The sequence below is a fragment of the Pyxidicoccus sp. M15 genome, from assembly GCF_056858435.1.
The window spans coordinates 8280869-8300000 of record NZ_CM166495.1; the positions used below are offsets into that span (position 1 = coordinate 8280869).

Consider the following 19132-nt stretch of genomic DNA (forward strand, 5'->3'; position numbering starts at 1 on the left):
ACCTTTCCCTTCCTGAACGCGTGTGCAGGCATGCGCCTGCCCTCCTGCCTGCCCCTCCCCTTCGCACCGGGCGAGCGGTGCACAGCTTGAACCGCACACACCTGACAGGAGGACGGAATGCTTCCAAGAGGCATCATCGCGGGTGCGGTGGCCCTGGCCCTCGCGAGCGCGGGCACGGCCGCGGCCCAGGAGCGCAAGGAAGGCAAGCTCGGAGACGTCAACGTGTTCCTGCGCGGCGGCGTGGGCGACTTCACCGGAGACCTGGGTGAGCTGACGAGCACCGGCCCCGCGTGGGGCCTGACCCTCAACGTGCAGCCCACCACGTTCCTCGGCTTCGAACTGGGCTACGAGGGCTCGCAGAACGGCGTCAGCGACCTCCGCCTCCTGGAGGAGCCGTCCCTCGTGCGCCAGGGTGGCAGCGCGCTCCTCAAGGTGTCCCCGCCCTTCCTCACGTCCATCCGCCCCTTCGTGGGCGCGGGCGTGGGCATGTCCTACGTGGACGTGCGGGGCACGGGCGCGGACCTCTACGAGTCGGACACGATGCAGGAGGTGCCCCTGGCGGCCGGCGTCGAGTTCAACAGCGGCGGCCTCACCGCGGGCGTGCGCGCCACGTACCGCGTCCTCCTGAGCGAGGACTTCGCCGCGCAGCCCCTGGAAGACGAAAGCGGCGGCCTGCTGGACGCCTCCTTCACGCTGGGCGCCCGCTTCTAGCGCGCGAAACACCGAGGGCCCTGCCTCCCACAGCGGGAGGAGGGCCCTCGTCGTGTCACCCCAATGGCGGGTGGAAGCTCAGGCCGTCTTCGGGTGGCCGTCGATGCCGCCACCCTGCCGGGCGACCTTCGCTGCGGCGCGCTCGTCCAGCCAGATGGTCAGCGGGCTGGCGATGTAGATGGTCGAGTACACGCCCACGAAGATGCCGACGAGCATCGCCATGGCGAAGTCGAAGATTTCCCCCACGCCGAAGATGAGCAGACCCACCAGCGACAGCGCCGTGGTGAGGGACGTGAGGATGGTGCGGCCCACCGTGTCGTTGATGGCGATGTTGATGACCTCGGCGAAGGGCTTGCCCTGGAACTTGGCCATGTCCTCGCGGATGCGGTCGTAGATGACGATGGTGTCGTTCACCGAGTAGCCGACGACGGTCAGCAGCGCCGCAATCGACGTCAGGTTGAACTCGCGCCGGCTCACCAGGTAGTAGCCCGCCACCATGATGACGTCGTGCACCATGGCCAGCAGCGCGCCCGGACCGAACTTGAAGTCGAAGCGGAACGCCACGTAGATGAGGATGGCGACCATGGAGTACACCAGCGCCATGATGCCGCGGTTGCGCAGCTGCTTGCCCACCTGCGGGCCCACGTAGTCCACGCGGCGTTGCTCGAAGTCCGGCTTCTCCAGGCCCTGGCTCAGCGCCTGGGTCACCTTGTCGGCCATGCCGCTGGCCACCACCTGGTAGTCGAAGCCGCCGCCCTGGGACTCACCCAGCTCGCGGACCTCCTGCACGCCGGTGCCGCTGCCCTCGACCGCCTTCTTGATGGCGTCCGGGGTCAGCGCGGTGGACGAGCGGAAGTTGATGATGCCGTTGGCCAGGTCCGCGTAGACGTTGCGCACGCTGCCCAGGCCCTCGATTGCCGTCTGGGCGTTGGCCGCGTTCTTCTCGTTGAGCTGCGTGACGCCGCCCATGCGCAGCAGGAACGAGTTCTCGTCCGCGCTGCCGATGTTCTGCACGCTGACGTCCTCGAGGCCGCCCTGCTGGGCGCGCTTGCGGACCTCCTCCGCGCTGATGGGATGGTCGTACTTCAGCTCCACCACCGTGCCGCCGGCGAAGTCCACGCCCAGGTTGAACCCGAACGCGGCGATGCCGATGATGATCAGCAGGTTGATGACGGTGGACAGGAACACGGCCGGCTTGCGCTTGCCGATGAAGTCGATGTTCGTCTTGTTCTTGAGAATCTGCATGGCAGTTCGTTCCCGTGCGGCGGCCGGTTAGACCGACACCGTCTGCGCGTTACGACCGTGGATGAAGTAGGTCATGATGGTGCGCGTCACCACGATGGACGTGAACAGCGAAGCCAGCAGGCCGATGATGAGCGTGGTGGCGAAGCCCCGCACCGGACCGGTGCCCGTGAAGAACAGGATGAACGCGGCGATGAGCGCCGTCACGTGCGCGTCGAAGATGGTCCAGAACGCGCGGTCATAACCCTGGTCCACCGCGGCCCGGGCGCTCTTGCCGTGGCCCAGCTCCTCGCGGATGCGCTCGTTGATGAGCACGTTCGCATCCACCGCCACGCCCAGCGTCAGCACGAAGCCGGCGATGCCCGGCAGCGTCAGCGTGGCGTTGAAGAACGCCAGCCCCGCCAGGATGAGCAGGCCGTTGAGCACGAGCGCGATGTTCGCGATGACGCCCGCTCGCTTGTAGTAGATGCCCATGAACAGCAGCACCAGGCTCATGCCCAGCAGCGCCGCCAGGCCGCCCTTGCGGATGAGCTCGTCACCCAGGCTGGCGCCGACCTGACGGATTTCGCCGACCGTCACCGGCGCCGGCAGCGCGCCCGCCTTCAGCACCAGCGCCAGCGTCTGCGCCTCGCCCAGCCACTCCTCGAAGGAGCGCGCGCCCATGCGGCCCATGGTGATGCGGGCCCGGCCGCCCCCAATCTTCTCGTTGATGTTGGGCGCCGTGTGGACGTTGTCGTCCAGGACGATGGCCATGCGCCGGCCCACGCCCGCCTCGGTCAGCTTCTCGAACTCACGCGCGCCCGCCGGGTCGAACGCCAGGTTCACCTCGGGCTCGTTGAGCTGGTTGAGCGACGCGTCCGCGCCGGCCAGGCTCTCGCCCGTCAGCGGCACGTTCTGCTCCACCAGGTAGCTGCGGTACGAAGCGCACTCGTTCTTCTTCACCGGGTTGGGCATGCACTCGGTGAGCACCTGGCGGTTGTCCGGCGTCTTGTCCTTGGTGTAGGTCAGCAGCGCCTCGCGCGAGGGGGACTCGAGCTGCGGGAAGCCGCCCTCCTGCGTCAGGGTGATGTTGCTGCCCTCCGGCGGGGGCGTCGTCTGGAACATCTGCGCGAAGAACTGCGGGTTGGTGTCGTCCACCATCCGGAACTCGAGCTGCGCGGTGGTGCCCACCAGCTCCTTGGCCTGCTCCGGGTTGCTGCGGCCCGGCAGGGAGATCTGGATGGAGTCCGTGCCCAGCTTGCGCACGTCGACCTCGGCCACGCCCCACTTGTCGATGCGGCGGCGGATGACGAGCATCGCCTGGTTGACCGCGTCCTCGCGGAAGAAGTTCGTCTGGCCCTCGTCCGGCTCCAGCACCAGCGTCGCGCCGTCGCGGCTGACGCGCTTGAAGTCCGTGAAGGTGGCCAGGACCTCCTTCTCGATGGCGTCCATCGTCGCCGGGTCCTTGGCCGTCAGGGTGAGCTGGAGCTTCTCCGGGTCCGTATCCGCCGTCACCTCGCCAATCTTCTTGTCATTGACGTAGGCGGCAATCTGCTGGCCGCGGCGCTCGGTGCGCTTCTGCAGCGCCGTCTTGGTGTCGACGCGCATCACCATGTGGATGCCGCCCTGCAGGTCCAGCCCCAGGTTGAGGCGGTACTTCGCGGGAGGCGCCCACGCCGGCATCCGCTCCTCGAGCAGGGCCAGGTTGTTGCGCTGATCGCGCGGCATGACGACGAGCGAGTAATAGGTCGGGATGAGGAACCAGAGGGTCCCCAGCGTCACCGCGACAATGAGTCCGAATTTCCACCACCAGCCGCGGTTCATTACTTCTCCTCCTTCTTCTTCTCTTCGGCCGCCACCACCGGCGCGCCTTCCGCCACAGCGCCCTTGGCGCTGATGGACGTCTTGAGCACGCGGATGCGCACGCCGCTGGCCACTTCCAGCGTCACGGTCCGCTCATCGACGAGGTGGATCTTCCCGAGCATTCCGCCCGAGGTGACGACCTCATCCCCCTTCTTCAGCGCGCCCAGCAGCGCACGATGCTCCTTCAGCTGCTTCTGCTGGGGGCGGATCATGATGAAGTACATGATCGCCACCAGCGCGACCAGGAAGGCCATGGTGCCGAACGGGTTACCGCCGGCCCCGGCCTGCGCCAGAATCAGAAAGCTCTCAGCCACAGACTGCCTCGTCGGTTGAGGAAGGCTCGGGATGGGCGCCCCCCCACACTGCCCGAGGAACCCATCCGAAAGGGGGCCCTCTTAGCAAGGGGGCCCCATGTGAGCAAGTGAACGCGGGAACCCCGGCAATCCCTCCGCCCGCTCAGCGGCCACGGGTCCGCTCGGTTTCCTGGGCCCGGGCACGCTCGCGGAATTCGCGGGCGAAGGGGGCGAACCTGTCTTCCGCGATGGCCCGCCGCACGTCCGCCATCAAACCCAGGAAGTAGTGGAGGTTGTGGATGGTGTTGAGCCGCATGGCCAGGATTTCCCCGGCGGCGAAGAGGTGGCGGAGGTAGGCCCTGCTGAAATTGCGGCAGGTGTAGCAGGCACACGCAGGGTCCACCGGCCTGGGGTCCTTCGCGTATGACGCATTGCGGATGACGAGCTTGCCCTCCGAGGTGAAGAGCAGGCCGTTGCGTGCGCAACGGGTGGGGAGCACACAGTCGAACATGTCCACCCCGTGCTCCACGCAGGTGACCAGGTCCACGGGGGTGCCCACGCCCATGAGGTAGCGGGGCTTGTCGCGGGGCAACAGCGGCGCCGAGTACGCCACGCCCGCGTGCATGGCCTCGGGGGCCTCGCCCACGGAGTAGCCGCCCAGCGCGTAGCCGGGCAGGTCCACCGCGCACACCTCCTCGGCGTGGCGCTTGCGCAGGTCCTCGTGGAGCCCGCCCTGGACGATGCCGAAGAGGGAGGAGCGCTCGCGGCTCCACGCCTTCACGCACCGGTGCAGCCAGCGGGTGGTGCGCGCCAGGGACTTCTCCAGGTAGGCGCGGTCCTCGGTGGAGGGCGGGCACTCGTCGAAGGCCATGATGACGTCGGCCCCCAGCGTCTCCTGGATGTCGATGGAGCGCTCGGGCGTGAGGAAGTGCCGCGCGCCGTCCAGGTGCGACTGGAAGGCGGCGCCCTCCTCCGTGATTTTGCGCTTCTCCGACAGGCTGAAGACCTGGAAGCCGCCGCTGTCGGTGAGCATGGGCCGGTTCCAGGAGACGAAGCGGTGCAGGCCGCCCAGCTCCCCCACCAGCGCCTCTCCGGGACGGAGCATCAGGTGGTAGGTGTTGCCGAGGATGATCTGCGCGTCGAGCGTGAGCAGGTCATCCGGCCCCACGCCCTTGACGCTGCCCACGGTGCCCACGGGCATGAAGATGGGCGTCTCCACGGGGCCGTGCGGCGTGTGCAGCCGGCCGCGGCGCGCCTTCGTGCCGGTGTCCTCGTGGAGCAGCTCGAAGCGCACCATGCCCGGTGCCACCCGCGTGTCGCCCTTCTCGCCGCGCTGTGCTGCCTGCTGCTCGTCCATGGTGCTCACTCCGACACCAGCATGGCGTCGCCGTAACTGAAGAACCGGTAGCCCTCGCGCACCGCCTCCGCGTAGGTCTCCAGGGTGCGCTCGCGGCCCAGCAGGGCGCTCACCAGCACCACCAGCGTGGAGCGCGGGAGGTGGAAGTTGGTGAGCAGCGCGTCCACCTGGCGGAAGCGGAAGCCGGGGCGGATGAAGAGCGTCGTCTCGCCGGGGCCCTCGCGCAGCAGGCCCGTCTCGGGGTCCGTGGCGGACTCCAGCGTGCGCACCACCGTGGTGCCCACCGCCACCACGCGCCGGCCCTCCGCATGGGCCGCGTTGACTTCGCGCGCGGTGGCCTCGGGCACGGTGAAGCGCTCCGGGTGCATGTGGTGCCTGTCGAGCTCCTCCTCGCGCACCGGCAGGAAGGTGCCCGGCCCCACGTCCAGCGTCACCAACGCGCGCCGCACGCCCTTCGCCTCCAGGGTGGCGAAGAGGCCCTGGGTGAAGTGCAGGCCCGCGGTGGGCGCGGCCACGGCGCCGGAGGCGCGCGCGTACACCGTCTGGTAGCGCTCGGCGTCCGCGGCGTCGGGCTCCCGGGTGATGTAGGGCGGCAGCGGCAGGCGCCCGGCCGCATCCAGCAGCGACGCCAGCGAGGCGCCCGGGGGCGCGTGGAAGCGCACGCGGTACTCCCCGCCTCCGAGCGCGCCCAGCACCTCCGCCTCCAGGCCGCCCGCGAAGCTCAGCCGCTGGGAGGGCTTGAGCCCCTTGGAGGCCTGGCCCAGGCAGATCCACTCGAGCGACTCGGGGGCGCCGCCGAGCGCGGCCGAAGTGAGGGTGGCGGCGGCGGGGCGCACCACGAGCAGCTCCACGCGGCCGCCGGTGCCGGCCTTCTGGCCCAGCAGGCGCGCGGGGATGACGCGGGCGTCGTTGAGGACGAGCAGGTCGCCCTCGCGCAGCAGCTCCGGCAGGTCGGTGAAGCGGCGGTGTGCCCGGGCGCCGGAGGCGCGGCTCACGGTCAGCAGGCGCGAGGCATCCCGCTCGGCCAGGGGCGCCTGGGCGATTTGGGATTCGGGAAGCTCGAAGTCGTAGTCGGAGAGGCGTGACGACACGGGGCTGGCGCTTGTAGCAGCCCCCGCGCCGCCGCGGAAAGCGCGCCGACGCCGGGGGCCTCAGTAGAGCTGCTGCAGCTCGGCCCCGGGGTAGTAGTGGGAGAGAATCTCCCGGTAGCCCCAGCCCTTGTCCGCGAGCGCCTTCGCGCCCCACTGGCAGAGGCCGGCCCCGTGGCCATAGCCGCGTCCGGAGAACACATAACCGTGGCCGGTGCGCTCCACCTCGAAGTCCAGACTCTTGAGGCGCGTGTAGCCGAGCCGGCGACGGAGCTCCACCCCGCCCATCGAGGCACCATCCCCGAGTGTGACGCTCGTCACCCGGCGGGTGGGCGTGCGCCCGGACACGCGCAGCCCCTGGGCGGGGTGACGGAGCGCCGACTTCACCTCCGCGTCGGAGATGGAGGCCTTCCATCGGCTGGCGGGCAGCTTGCCGCAGGGGCACTCGACGGGCTGGAGGTAGGGCAAGTCCCGCTGGAGGGCGTCCTGGCCGGACTCGGTGCGGCCGCCGCAGGAGGCGTGGAAGTAGGCCTCGATGGGGGCCAGCTCGTGGGTGAGCACCTGGCCGCGCGTGGCCTCCACGGCGGCGCGGGTGCGCGGGTCCTCGCGGTTGACGCCGCCGTACACCTGGTGGAGCACGCTGCTGCCCAGGTGGAAGGCGTTGCTGTACGCCTCCAGCTTCTTCTGGAGGGCGTAGGTGCGCGCGGCCACGGCCTGGGCCTTGAGGGCCTCCGGCGGGAAGGACACGGGCATCTCGCTGCCGAGCACCGCGGCGAGGTAGTCCTCCAGGGGGATGACGTTGATGAGCTGGAGCCCATCGCGGTGGGCGCGCACGACGACGTCGCCGCGCACCTGGGCGCCGCCGGCCTTGAGCGGCTCGTCGCCGGGGACGCCGGCGTCGTCGGGAGCGCCGGCACCGGCGCGGAAGCGCACGGAGTCACCCACCACCGGCGCGCCATTGAGCTCCAGCCTCGCGCCCCGGCGGCGGATGGTGGCCTGGCCGGAGGGGATGGCGGCGAAGGTGGCGTCCTCGGTGTCGGGGCCGAAGGCGAGCCCCCGGCCACTCACGCGCACCTCGCCGTCCGCATCCTCGATGGCGATGCGCAGGGTCTCCACGGCGAGCGCGTGCAGTGGGGCGAGCAGCAGCAGGACGAGTGCAACAGGTCGCAACATGGACGGGGAGTGTAGAGGGGTGGGTACGAGCCTCAAGAAAACGCCCGGCGGATGGTGGAGGATGGCGCGCCCGTGACGTCTCCCGAGCCCGACGCCTCCCGCCTGTCCCCTCCCGCCCTCATCGCGGCCCTGCGAGCGATGGAGCCCCGCCCCTCGGCCCTGCTCATGCGGCGGCTGGTGGAGGGGCGCTCGCCGGAGGCGTGTGCGACGTTCTACGGCATCTCCTCCGAGGCCCTCTCCGTGCTCCTGCTGCGGGCGGGAGGAACGCTGGCGCGCCGCGCGGGGCTGTCGGTGCGCGAGCCGGCCGGAGGGGACGAGGAGGCCGCCTGGGCGAGGATGCTCACGGAGGCGCTGGCACGGGAGGACGCCCGGCTCCCCGCCGCGCTGGTGCCCGTGGCGGAGGTCTGCCGGCGCCTGCGGGGGGTGGGGCCGGAAGTGGCCGCGGGGATGGACGCCGCGGCGAGGCAGGACGCGGCCTCGCCGCACCGGCGTCGGGAGGAGTGGCTCCGGCGGCTCGCGGTCGCGGCGCTGCTGGCGTTGACGGCCTACCTGTACCTGTCACGGCCGGACGAGCCACCGCGCCGCCCGCGCCCTCCGATTCCCGCCGCGCCGGCTCCGCGCTGAGACGCGGGCCCGGAATCGCGCCGGGCCGGGCTGGACGGACCGGCGCCAGGGCGCGTATGGGGTGGGAATGCGTGCTCCCTTCCCTGCCCTGCTGCTGCTCCTGGCCGGCCTCGCACTGACGGGCTGCGCGAAGAACGTGGACCCCCGGGTCGCCGGAGATGACGACGCGGCCATCGACTCGGCCTCGGCGCGGCTGGAGGAGCTGAACGCGCGTGCCCAGCAGGACGACCTGTCCTGCGCGGACACGTGCGACGCGGCCACGAGGACCTGCGGGGTGGCGGAGGAGTTGTGCTCGCTGGTGGACCGGCATCCGGACCGGGATGACCTGCCGCCGCGGTGCGCCCAGGGCCGGGAGCAGTGCTCCAGCGCGAAGGATGGCTGCTCACGCTGCGGAGGATGAGCCGCGGCCCGCTTGTTCGTGACGGACACGAGCATGCACCACCGGTGCGCCCCCGGGGCCACCGTGCTTAGATGCAGGACGTACCCACGGTCTCGACCGAGGCTCCCCGCCATGTCCACCCGCCCTGCCCTGTTCCTGCTCGCTTCGTGGCTCGTCCTGCCGGGGCTCGCCAGCGCCCAGGAAGGCGCCGAGCTGACGCCGGAGAAGGTGGCGGAGATCCGCCGCGACGAGGCGCAGGCGCAGACCCGGGTCAACGAGGAGTTCGGCAACCGCAAGCCCTCCGAGATGAGCAACGAGGAGCGCGCGCAGGCCATCGACAAGCAGCAGGCCGCCTCGGCCTCGGTGATGGAGAAGCACGGCGTGTCGGCGAAGGACTTCGCGCGCTACGAGGCGCGGATGGGCCCCGAGGGCAACGCACGCGCCAAGGCCGAGGAGAAGCGGCTGGAGGAGCAGGCCCAGGCCGCGAAGCAGACCGCCCCCGCCGGGGAGAAGCCAGCCGAGGACGTCGGCGTGCAGCTGGGCTTCAGCGAAGAGGACCCGGTGGAGCTGGAAGCCGCCGAGGGCGCCGAGCCCGTCGTCGACTTCGGCATCCCGGGCGCCGCCGAAGCCGAGTCCGTACCGGTGGAGTTTGGCGGTGCGCAGGAGGAGAAGCCCGCCGCGAAGCGGGCCAGCGCGCGCTCCGGCTCGTCCGGGGTGAAGAAGAAGGCCGTGAAGCGGCGGCGCAGCTCGGGCGACGACTCCTGAAGCCCGCCGCGGCAGGAGCCGCGCTAACGCCCGAAGGAGCGGCTCCTGGAGAGCCGCCCCACGCCCCTACTTGCGAACGCCGTACGCCCGCGAGCGGGCCTGCCACACGTCATCATAGGGACAGGCGCAGTCGGTCTCTTCCGGCTCGGGATAGGCGTAGCGCTCGCCCTTGTAGTTGCGGAACACCGTCTCGTGCTCGCCGCGCTCCACGACGTAGTCCGGCTGGAGCGTCACCTTGCCGCCGCCGCCGGGCAGGTCCACCGCGAGGTGGGGCACGGCGAGGCCGGTGGTGTGCCCGCGAAGCTGCTGCAGGATTTCCAGCCCCTTGGCGATGGGCGTGCGCAGGTGCTCGCAGCCCTCGGCCACGTCCATCTGGTGCAGGTAGTAGGGCCGCACGCGGCTGCGCAGCAGCACGTGGGACAGTTCCTTGATGATGCGCGCGTCGGAGTTGATCCGCCGCATCAGCACGGCCTGGTTCTCCACCGGGACGCCGTGGTCGACCAGCCGCTCGCACGCCTCGCGCGCCTCGGGCGTCACTTCCTTCGGGTGGTTGAAGTGGGTGACGACGAAGACGGGCGCGTAGCGGCGCAGGGTGCTCGCCAGGGCGTCGGTGACGCGCATGGGCAGCACCACGGGCACGCGCGTGCCGATGCGAATCATCTCCACGTGGGGAATCTCGCTCAGCGGCGCGAGCAACTCCTCCAGCCGCGCCTCGCTCAGCAGGAACGGGTCTCCCCCGGAGATGAGCACGTCGCGCACTTCCGGATGGCGGCGGACGTAGTCGATGCCCCGGCGCAGCTGCTCCTTGGAGAGCTCCGCCACCCCGCCCTGCGTGATTCGCCGCCGCGTGCAGTGCCGGCAGTAGACGGAACACGTGTCGAGCGCGAGGAAGAGCACGCGGTCCGGGTACTTGTGGACGATGCACTCCTCGGGGCGCGTCTTGTCCTCACCGAGCGGATCCGCCAGCTCGCCCGGACGGATGCGCGCCTCGGCCCTCACGGGGATGGACTGCATGCGCACCGGGCAGAACGGATGCTCCGGGTCGATGAGCGACAGGTAATACGGGCTGATGCCGATGCGGAACAGCGCGGACGTCTCCTGCACGCCGGCGCGCTCGTCGGGCGTCAGCGGCACGTACCGCTCGAGCTGCTCCAGGCCTCGCACCGAGTGCCGCTGGTGCCAGCGCCAGTCCGCCCACTCCGCGTCGGTGGCGGCGGGGAACAGGCGCTGGCGCCCCTCGGCACTGAGCGAGGGGCGCGGCGAGGTGCCAGGCTCCGGCACCTGAGCCGCCGGAAGCGCCGAGGAGTTCATCACGCGGCCTTCTGCTGCTCCCGCCACCACTGCTGGCCGGCTTCCGGCAGCGTGTCGATGGGGTCGAAGTACTCGTACTTCCGGTTGAGCGCGTCGGCGTCATTCGCCTCGATGCCGGTCCGGTAGTTCTTCGTCCAGTAGGAGATGCCGCGCTCGCGGTCATACTCGGCAATCTGGTGCACCCAGCGCTTGCCGACGAAGGGCACGTCACAGACGATGCGCGGCGTGGCGAAGCCCGGCATGTAGCCCATGATGTCGTGCTGGAGCTTCTGCGCCTGCCCCACCGACACCCGCCAGTGCTCGCTGTTGGGGATCATGTCGCACATGTAGAAGTAGTACGGCAGGATCTTCGCGTGGTCGAGCAGCGTGAAGCACAGGTCCAGCAGGGCCTGCGCGCTGTCATTCACCCCGCGCAGCAGCACGCCCTGGTTGCGCACGTCGCGGAAGCCCATATCGAGCAGCTTGCGCACGGCCTTGCCCACCAGCGGCGTCAACTGCGCGGCGTTGTTGACGTGGGTGTGCAGCGCCAGGTCCACGCCCCGCTCCACCGCCTTCTTCGCCAGGCGGTCCAGTCCCGCCAGCACCTGGTCCTGGAGGAAGTGCTGGGGAATGGCCATCAGCCCCTTGCTGGCCAGACGGATGTCCCGGATGTTGGGGATGTCCATCAGCGCGCTGACGAACGGCTCCAGCGCTTGAATCGGCAGGTTGGCGATATCACCACCGGAGACCACCACGTCGCGCACCGTCGGCGTGCGGCGCAGGTAGTCGAGCATCTGCTCGTACCGCTCCTTCTGGCCGATGCCGAACTTGTGCTTCTGCACCTGGGGCACGTCGTTGCCGACGAGGTCCATGCGCGTGCAGTGGCCGCAGTACTGCGGGCAGGTGGGCAGCATCTCCGCCAGCACCTTGGTGGGGTAGCGGTGCGTGAGGCCCTCCACGACCCACATGTCCGCCTCGTGGAGGCTGTCGCGGCTGGCCTTGGGGTGGTTGGGCCACTCCGTGAGCCGGTCCGCGAACGCGGGCAGCATGTAACGCCGCACCGGGTCGCTCCACAGGTCGTCCAGGTTCATCGTGTTGAGCATCTGCGGGGGGATGAGCAGCGACATGGTCGCCCGCTCCTTCTGGTCCCGCTCGATGCTCGCCGCCAGGTCCTCGGGCAGGAGCGCGCCGAGGGTGGCCCGCAGCTCCTTGAGGTTCTTGACGGTGTGCTTGCGCTGCCAGACAGCGCTCTCCCACTCCGCCGCGGAGATGTCCTTGTACCCGGGGATGCGACGCCAATCGGGTTCAACGAACTCCTTGCGGAGCGGATACGTGAAAGGCTGTTGGGCGGGGCCAGACTCTGGCTTGCCACGAATAGGCGTCGATTGCATGCACATCACCTCTGCGTGCCGCGTTGCGGGCGGGGCGTCATACCGCGCCGGAGCCCCACTTCATCCAACAATCGAAGGGGGTGTCGGATGCCCGCCCCCTCACTCGATAGGCACGTTGAGCAGCTTGGCGACCCCATCCTCGGTGACGTTGACCACCACGGGCTTGGTCGTCTTGCCGTTGAGCTTGAAGGAGACCTTCCGGTTTCCGACGGGTAGCATCAAAGGAGCACTGAGCGGCACGGGCGTCTGGCGGCCCGTCTTCTTGCCGTCCACGAGGATGTCGGCGCCCGCGGGCTTGGTGCTGCACGCGAACTTGCCCACCGCCTTCGTCGCCGGCTTGGGCGGCTTGGTGACGACCGCCGGCGGCGGCTTGCGCGGCGGCGGGTCCCGGACGACCGGCTCACTCACCGGCTCGGGCTCCGGCGCCTTGACGAGCTGGAAGGAGACCCGCATCTCGTCCTTGCTGCCATCCGCGGTGAACTCTCCCGCGTACGGCTCGTAGCCCGCGCGCTTCGCGGTGAAGCGGTACGTCTTCCCGACCTCGAGGTCCGCCGCCCGGACCTGCGGCGTCTTCCCCAGGCGCCGGCCCTCCATGGAGATTTCCGCGCCGTCCAGTCCCTCGAACACGGCAGCGACCTTCCGGGGCGCGGGGGGCTCCTCGACCGGGGGCTTCTGGGCCACCGGCGCGTCCGTGCCGGCGTTCGCCGCGGGGGGCGGTTCCGTCCCGGCGGGTGGAGTGTTCTCCGGAGCCGTCGTCGGCTTGTCGGGGGTGCCGCCTGCGGCCACCTCGGGATTGGAGGGGGGCTTGGACGGCGGAGCCGCCGCGGGGGGCGGCTCCTCCTCGGGGGCGAGCGCGAGGGAGACTCCCGTCTGCTTGCCGGCGACGACGCTCACCATCTTCTCCTGGCGCTGATGCCCGGGAGCGGTGGCGACCACGCGATACTGGCCGGGAGGCAGGGACAGCAGGGTGTTGAGCGGGAGCTCCTTGTCGTTCACCTCGATGTGCGCGCCGGCGGACGGAGACACCATGAAGGTGACCTCGCCCGTCGCGGGCGGACGCAGCGCCACCGCGGCGATGACGACCAGCACGAGCACGATTCCCGCCGCAGCGGCGAAGAGGACCGGCTTGGGCAACTGCTTCCCCACCACGGCCTTGCCCTTGCTCTTGGCGGGAGTCTTGGGCTTGACCTTGGCGGGCGGCGCGGCCTTCGCGCCCTTCGCGCCCTTCTGGGCCACGGGCGCCACCGGCAGCGAGCCGGTGACTTCCTCTTCCGGCAGCGCCTCCTGCGACTCGTCGTACGTCGGGGGCCCTTCGTCGCCGTAGTCGTCCTGCCCGGCGCCGTTGTAGTCCTGACCGTCGTCGTAGCCCGCCGGCTCCTCCTGGGGCTCGGGCGCGCGCGGCTGGGCGCGGCCATTCCGGCCCTTCACCGCCGGGACGGGGATGTCTCCGGTGAGCTCCTCCTCCTGAACCTGCGCGGGACGCGAGCGCGACGGAGGCGCGGTCGGCGCGGGGCCAATCATGGTGGCACCCGCGTAGGCCTCGCCCTCCTCGTTGCTGATGACGACCTGGGCCTTGGGTCCGCTCTTGCCCTTGCGAGGCGCGGGCTCGGGCTCACGGGCGTAGTTGTACGCGGCGGCAGTGCCACTTCCCTGCGGGATGGGGTTCTCCGAGCGGCCGGTGATGCTGTCGTCCACCACCACGCTGCTGTCGGCGATGCGGGTCTCCGGAGCCCGGAAGGTCTGCGTCGAGTCGACAATCTGCGTCTTGTCGGCCCCTCCGCCGTCCATCTCCGCGAGCTCCTCCTCGGAGGGAGGCGGGATGTACCCCGGCGCGGGCTGGGCGGGCGCGGTGGGTGCGCGCCCGGCGGGCGTGCTGGCCACGGCGGCCGGCGGAGGTGCCCGCTTCGAGGCCTGGGAGGCCCCGCGCGGGGCCGCGGGCGGAGGGACGGTGACGCCGGAGTAGTCAATCTGGTCCGGGCGCTCGATGCCGGCGTAGCGCTCCATCTTCTCCGACTCACGGAGCATGTCCTCGGCGAAGGCCTCCTTCATGTAGGAGGACAGGTGTTTCGACGAGTAGATGGCGTCGCCGGCCAGGAGGAACCGCATCAGGTCCTCGGCCAGGTCGGACGCCCACTGGTAGCGCTCCTCCGGCTCGCGCGTGAGCGCCTTGAGGACGACCTTCTCCAGCCCCGGGGGGATGTTCGGATTGAACTCGCGGGGCAGCGGGACGTCGGCGTTGCGCACCTTCTCCAGGGTGGAGAAGTCGGACTCGCCGACGAAGAGCTTCTCGCCGGTGAGCATCTCGTAGAGCAGCACGCCCACCGCGAAGATGTCGCTGCGCCGGTCGATGGGCATGCCCCGGACCTGCTCCGGGCTCATGTACCCGAACTTGCCCTTGAGGATGCCGGCCTGCGTCTTCTGCGAGCGGTTCGCCGCCTTGGCGATACCGAAGTCGATGACCTTGACCTCGCCCTCGTAGGAGATGAGGACGTTCTGCGGGGACACGTCGCGGTGGATGATGTGCAGGTCCTGCCCGCGCGCGTCCTTCTTCCGGTGGGCGTAGTCCAGGCCGTCACAGAGCTTGGAGGTGATGAACACCGCCTGCGCGGTGGGCATGATCTCCTTGCGCCGCCGGTAGCGCTCCAGGATGGTCCGCACGTCGCGCCCGGCGACGTACTCCATGGCGATGAAGTAGGTGTCGTCGTGCTTCCCGAGCTCGTGGATGTGCACGACGTTGGCGTGGTTCAGCTGAACGCTGATCCGCGCCTCGTCGATGAACATCGTGATGAACTCTTCGTCCTCGGCCATCGTGGGGAGGATCTTCTTGATGGCCAGGATGCGCTCGAAGCCCTCGACCCCGAAGGCCTTCGCGATGAACACCTCCGCCATGCCGCCGACGTTGATGCGCTCGAGGAGCAGGTACTTCCCAAAAATGGTCGGCTTCTTCATCTCGTGGAGCTGCCCGGCGCCGGGGGGTGTGCACCGCGGCAGGCGGTGCGCAGACCGGGCGGAAGACTGGACTCTAGTCCCAGCCCTGACGGCGAGTCAAACTCGCACCCACCTCTGAAAGCCCAAGAAATCCGCGAGGTTGAACCCTTCTGGAGCCTTCCGGAAACCGCCAGGAAGGTGACGCGGTCTCAACGCGGAGCAGCACGTCTTCCGGGCATGCGTGGAGCCCCAAGGACCGCCCCCGACCCACACGCTCAGCACGAGGGGCAGCCAGAGCCGAAGGGTACGCCGCCCGGCGCCCATGCGGAGGCCCATGCCGCCGGCAACCGACTGAGCGCCCCACTCCTGCCGGGCTGGCGAAGGGCCGGAGAAGAGCACCTGCCAGCTGCGCACCAGCCAGCCGTAGGAACTGCAGCGCCTGGCCGAGTAAGGCCTCGCGGCCGGAGCTGACGGAAGGTCGGCCGCGGGAACTACAGCGCCCGGCCGAGTCAGGCCTGGCGGCCGGAGCTGATGGATGGGCGTCCGCGGGAGTTGCAGCGCCCGGCCGAGTCATGCCTGGTGGCCGGAGCTGATGGATGGGCGTCCGCGGGAGTTGCAGCGCCCGGCCGAGTGAGACCTGCCGGCAGGAGCTGACGGAAGGTCGGCCGCGGGAACTTCAGCGCCTGACCGCGTCAGGCCTGGTGGCCGGGGAACTGACGGAAGGTCGGCCGTGGGTGCACGCGGGCCAGCTGCGGACCTGGTTCAGGCCCACCGCCAGTTTGCAGGCTCATCCGGGAGGCCGGAGCGCGGTGAGCATGGTGGTGCTGCGCGTCCCGTAGGCCTTGTCCGAGGTGACGGGGCTTCGCGCCAGGTCCGCGGGCCCGGCCAGCAGAGGGCCGCAAAGGCAGACGCACAAAAAAGAAAACCCCCGTTGCCACGAGGGCGACGGGGGTTCTCAAAAAGAATCCGGCAGCGACCTACTCTCCCGCGCGGTTTCCCGCGAAGTACCATCGGCTCTGGAGGGCTTAACTTCCGTGTTCGGGATGGGAACGGGTGGGACCCCTCCGACATAGCCACCGGAAAACAAGCGACAGTGCATACAAAGGGTAAGTTTCAATTCTCTGCGAGAAGAAAGTCTCGCCGTGCCTATTTATAGAAGCGTCTTCCGGGCGAGTGCTTTCGCACTCGAGCCTCGGCCTTGGCCCCGAGTCCCTTACGCCCCAAAAGGAGGCATGGAAGAGAACGGGGAAAGTAAGCCGCTCGACCCATTAGTACCGGTTAGCTCAACGTGTTACCACGCTTACACACCCGGCCTATCAACGTCGTAGTCTTCGACGGGTCTTCAGGGGCTTGCGCCCGGGATACCTGGTCTTGAGGTCGGTTTCCCGCTTAGATGCTTTCAGCGGTTATCCAATCGGCACATGGCTACCCAGCGATACCTCTGGCGAGATAACTGGTACACCAGCGGTGCCTCCAACCCGGTCCTCTCGTACTAAGGTCAGAGCCTCTCAAGTATCCTACGCCCACAGCAGATAGGGACCAAACTGTCTCACGACGTTTTGAACCCAGCTCGCGTACCGCTTTAATTGGCGAACAGCCAAACCCTTGGGACCTGCTCCAGCCCCAGGATGCGATGAGCCGACATCGAGGTGCCAAACCTCCCCGTCGATGTGAACTCTTGGGGGAGATAAGCCTGTTATCCCCGGAGTACCTTTTATCCGTTGAGCGATGGCCCTTCCATTCAGGACCACCGGATCACTATGACCTGCTTTCGCACCTGCTCGAGATGTCTCTCTCGCAGTCAAGCTCCCTTATGCCATTGCACTCGCCGCCCGGTTTCCAATCGGGCTGAGGGAACCATCGCGCGCCTCCGTTACTTTTTGGGAGGCGACCGCCCCAGTCAAACTACCCACCAGACAGTGTCCCAATCCCGGATGACGGGACATGGTTAGACACCAGAAATCAACAGGGTGGTATTTCACCGTTGCCTCCACCGAACCTAGCGGCCCGGCTTCAAAGGCTCCCACCTATCCTACACAGTCAATCCCTAGTGTCACTGTCAAGTTATAGTAAAGGTTCACGGGGTCTTTCCGTCTTGCTGCGGGTAAACTGCATCGGCACAGCTATTTCAATTTCGCTGAGTCCCTCTCCGAGACAGCGCGGAAGTCGTTACTCCATTCGTGCAGGTCGGAACTTACCCGACAAGGAATTTCGCTACCTTAGGACCGTTATAGTTACGGCCGCCGTTTACTGGGGCTTCGGATCATCGCTTCACCTTGCGGCTGACGAATCCCCTTAACCTTCCAGCACCGGGCAGGAGTCAGACCCTATACGTCGGCTTGTCGCCTTCGCAGAGTCCTGTGTTTTTGGTAAACAGTCGCTACCGCCATTTCTCTGCAACCTCTCTCGGCTTCGGCTGTACGCCTACACCTACCAGAGGCCCACCTTCTTCCGAAGTTACGGTGGAAATTTGCCTAGTTCCTTGGAGGAGAGTTCTCTCAAGCGCCTTAGGATTTTCTCCTCACCCACCTGTGTCGGTTTGCGGTACGGACACCCTATGAGCTCCCTACGGGACTTTTCTTGGAAGCAGAGCATCAGCGACTTACCCCTTACGGGGCGCCATGGGGTCTCGGGGATAGCTGCCGCGCCTTTAATCGTACGCGACACCCCTACGCCTTTAGACTGACACAACCACCGGTCAGCTCGCCTAGCTTTCTCCGTCCTCCCTTAGTTCAACGCTCACAAGATGGCGCAGGAATATTAACCTGCTTTCCATCACCTACGCCTTTCGGCCTCGGCTTAGGTTCCGGCTAACCCTGGGAAGATTAACTTGACCCAGGAAACCTTGGGTTTACGGCGAGGGGGTTTCTCACCCCCTTTATCGCTACTCATTTCGGCATCAGCACTCCCAGTCGCTCCAGCCGCCTTTACAGTCGACCTTCGCTGCAACTGGGACGCTCCCCTACCGCCATGCGTTTTGCGCATGACCCGAAGCTTCGGCACTAGTCTTGAGCCCCGTTACATTTTCGGCGCGGCCTGTCTTGACCAGTGAGCTATTACGCTTTCTTTAAAGGATGGCTGCTTCTAAGCCAACCTCCTGGTTGTCAATGACCTGCCACATCCTTTCTAGTGTTCACTTAGACTAGATTTGGGGGCCTTAGCTGTCGGTCTGGGTTATTCCCCTCTTGCCAATGGACGTTATCACCCACTGACTGCGTCCCGGGATAACAATTGCCGGCATTCGGAGTTTGGTACGGTTTGGTAATCTGGTGAGACCCCTAGCCGTTCCAGTGCTCTACCTCCGGCATTGAATTGCCCGAGCCGATACCTAAATATCTTTCGGGGAGAACCAGCTATCACGGAGTTTGATTGGCCTTTCACCCCTACACACAGCTCATCCCAGAAATTTTCAACTTTCATGAGTTCGGTCCTCCATGCGGTGTTACCCGCACTTCAACCTGGCCATGTGTAGATCACCCCGCTTCGGGTTATAATACACGCAACTGAATCGCCCTTTTAGGACTCGCTTTCGCTCCGGCTCCACCTAACGGCTTAGCCTCGCTACGTATATTAAGTCGCCGAATCATGATGCAAAAGGTACGCCCTCGCACTGGCTTGCGCCGTAGTGCTCGGACTGCTTGTAGACATGCGGTTTCAGGTTCTTTGGACTCCCCTTACCGGGGTTCTTTTCACCTTTCCCTCGCGGTACTAGTTCACTATCGGTCGCCAAGGAGTATTTAGCCTTACCGGATGGTCCCGGCGGATTCAGACAGGATTGCACGTGTCCCGTCTTACTTGGGTACCCCACTCAGCTCCAACTCGCTTTCGCGTACGCGACTATCACGCTCTTTGGTGCCCCTTTCCAGAGGCTTCCGCTAGCAAGTCAAAGTCCTACCGTGGACCCACTACCCCGCAGCCACTTGCGTGGCAACGGTTTGGGCTTCTCCCATTTCGCTCGCCGCTACTTTGGGAATCACTCGTTGTTTTCTCTTCCTCAGGGTACTGAGATGTTTCACTTCCCCTGGTTAGCTCCATCCAACCTATTTATT

General features: G+C 67.7%; 13 protein-coding genes and 2 rRNA genes (1 of these 15 only partly in view). 4 read left to right on the forward strand and 11 right to left on the reverse strand.

Annotated elements, in window-relative coordinates; all coding sequences use genetic code 11:
* Positions 1 to 117 precede the first annotated feature (117 nt).
* Positions 118 to 711 (forward strand): outer membrane beta-barrel protein, encoded by a 594-nt coding sequence (locus ACX9TP_RS30485; protein WP_482974150.1) that lies wholly within the window; start codon positions 118 to 120, stop codon positions 709 to 711.
* 78 nt (positions 712 to 789) lie between these two features.
* Here the strand turns inward: ACX9TP_RS30485 and secF are convergent, their stop codons facing one another.
* The 6 genes from secF to ACX9TP_RS30515 all read right to left on the reverse strand — a co-directional run bounded on the left by secF (position 790) and on the right by ACX9TP_RS30515 (position 7706).
* Entirely contained in the window at positions 790 to 1956 is a 1167-nt protein-coding gene (gene secF / locus ACX9TP_RS30490) for a protein translocase subunit SecF (RefSeq protein WP_482974151.1), read from the reverse strand.
* A 27-nt stretch (positions 1957 to 1983) separates the two neighbouring features.
* Positions 1984 to 3756 carry a protein translocase subunit SecD gene (gene secD, locus ACX9TP_RS30495; protein WP_482974152.1) on the reverse strand — a complete coding sequence of 591 codons (1773 nt, stop codon included), beginning with the start codon at positions 3754 to 3756 and terminating at the stop codon, positions 1984 to 1986.
* On the reverse strand, positions 3756 to 4109 hold the full coding sequence (yajC, locus tag ACX9TP_RS30500; protein ID WP_482974153.1) for a preprotein translocase subunit YajC: 354 nt from the start codon (positions 4107 to 4109) through the stop codon (positions 3756 to 3758). Before yajC ends, secD begins: the two co-directional genes overlap by 1 nt.
* 142 nt (positions 4110 to 4251) lie before the next feature.
* On the reverse strand, positions 4252 to 5445 hold the full coding sequence (gene tgt, locus ACX9TP_RS30505) for a tRNA guanosine(34) transglycosylase Tgt (protein ID WP_482974154.1): 1194 nt from the start codon (positions 5443 to 5445) through the stop codon (positions 4252 to 4254).
* Positions 5446 to 5450: 5 nt separating this feature from the next.
* Entirely contained in the window at positions 5451 to 6536 is a 1086-nt protein-coding gene (queA, locus tag ACX9TP_RS30510) for a tRNA preQ1(34) S-adenosylmethionine ribosyltransferase-isomerase QueA (RefSeq protein WP_482974155.1), read from the reverse strand.
* A gap of 60 nt (positions 6537 to 6596) precedes the next feature.
* The gene (locus tag ACX9TP_RS30515; protein ID WP_482974156.1) at positions 6597 to 7706 is read right to left on the reverse strand and encodes a SpoIID/LytB domain-containing protein; all 1110 of its coding nucleotides are present in this window, start codon (positions 7704 to 7706) and stop codon (positions 6597 to 6599) included.
* A 72-nt stretch (positions 7707 to 7778) separates the two neighbouring features.
* Here ACX9TP_RS30515 and ACX9TP_RS30520 point away from each other — a divergent pair, with 72 nt between their 5' ends.
* The 3 genes from ACX9TP_RS30520 (at position 7779) to ACX9TP_RS30530 (ending at position 9474) form a co-directional block, all read left to right on the forward strand.
* Positions 7779 to 8330: a hypothetical protein gene (locus ACX9TP_RS30520; protein ID WP_482974157.1), complete on the forward strand. Its 552-nt coding sequence runs from the start codon at positions 7779 to 7781 to the stop codon at positions 8328 to 8330.
* Between the two features lie 67 nt (positions 8331 to 8397).
* Positions 8398 to 8730: a hypothetical protein gene (locus ACX9TP_RS30525; RefSeq protein ID WP_482974158.1), complete on the forward strand. Its 333-nt coding sequence runs from the start codon at positions 8398 to 8400 to the stop codon at positions 8728 to 8730.
* A gap of 111 nt (positions 8731 to 8841) precedes the next feature.
* On the forward strand, positions 8842 to 9474 hold the full coding sequence (locus ACX9TP_RS30530) for a hypothetical protein (protein ID WP_482974159.1): 633 nt from the start codon (positions 8842 to 8844) through the stop codon (positions 9472 to 9474).
* 66 nt (positions 9475 to 9540) lie between these two features.
* Here the strand turns inward: ACX9TP_RS30530 and ACX9TP_RS30535 are convergent, their stop codons facing one another.
* The 5 genes from ACX9TP_RS30535 to ACX9TP_RS30555 all read right to left on the reverse strand — a co-directional run.
* Entirely contained in the window at positions 9541 to 10785 is a 1245-nt protein-coding gene (locus ACX9TP_RS30535) for a KamA family radical SAM protein (RefSeq protein ID WP_482974160.1), read from the reverse strand.
* Positions 10785 to 12155 (reverse strand): KamA family radical SAM protein, encoded by a 1371-nt coding sequence (locus ACX9TP_RS30540; protein WP_482974161.1) that lies wholly within the window; start codon positions 12153 to 12155, stop codon positions 10785 to 10787. The genes ACX9TP_RS30535 and ACX9TP_RS30540 overlap by 1 nt, the downstream gene beginning before the upstream one ends.
* 99 nt (positions 12156 to 12254) lie before the next feature.
* A complete protein-coding gene (locus ACX9TP_RS30545) occupies positions 12255 to 15104 on the reverse strand; it encodes a protein kinase domain-containing protein (RefSeq protein ID WP_482974162.1) in 2850 nt (949 codons plus the stop codon).
* 943 nt (positions 15105 to 16047) lie between these two features.
* Positions 16048 to 16164 (reverse strand): 5S ribosomal RNA (gene rrf / locus ACX9TP_RS30550).
* A gap of 166 nt (positions 16165 to 16330) precedes the next feature.
* Positions 16331 to 19132, reverse strand: a 23S ribosomal RNA gene (locus ACX9TP_RS30555); it runs 162 nt beyond the window's last position.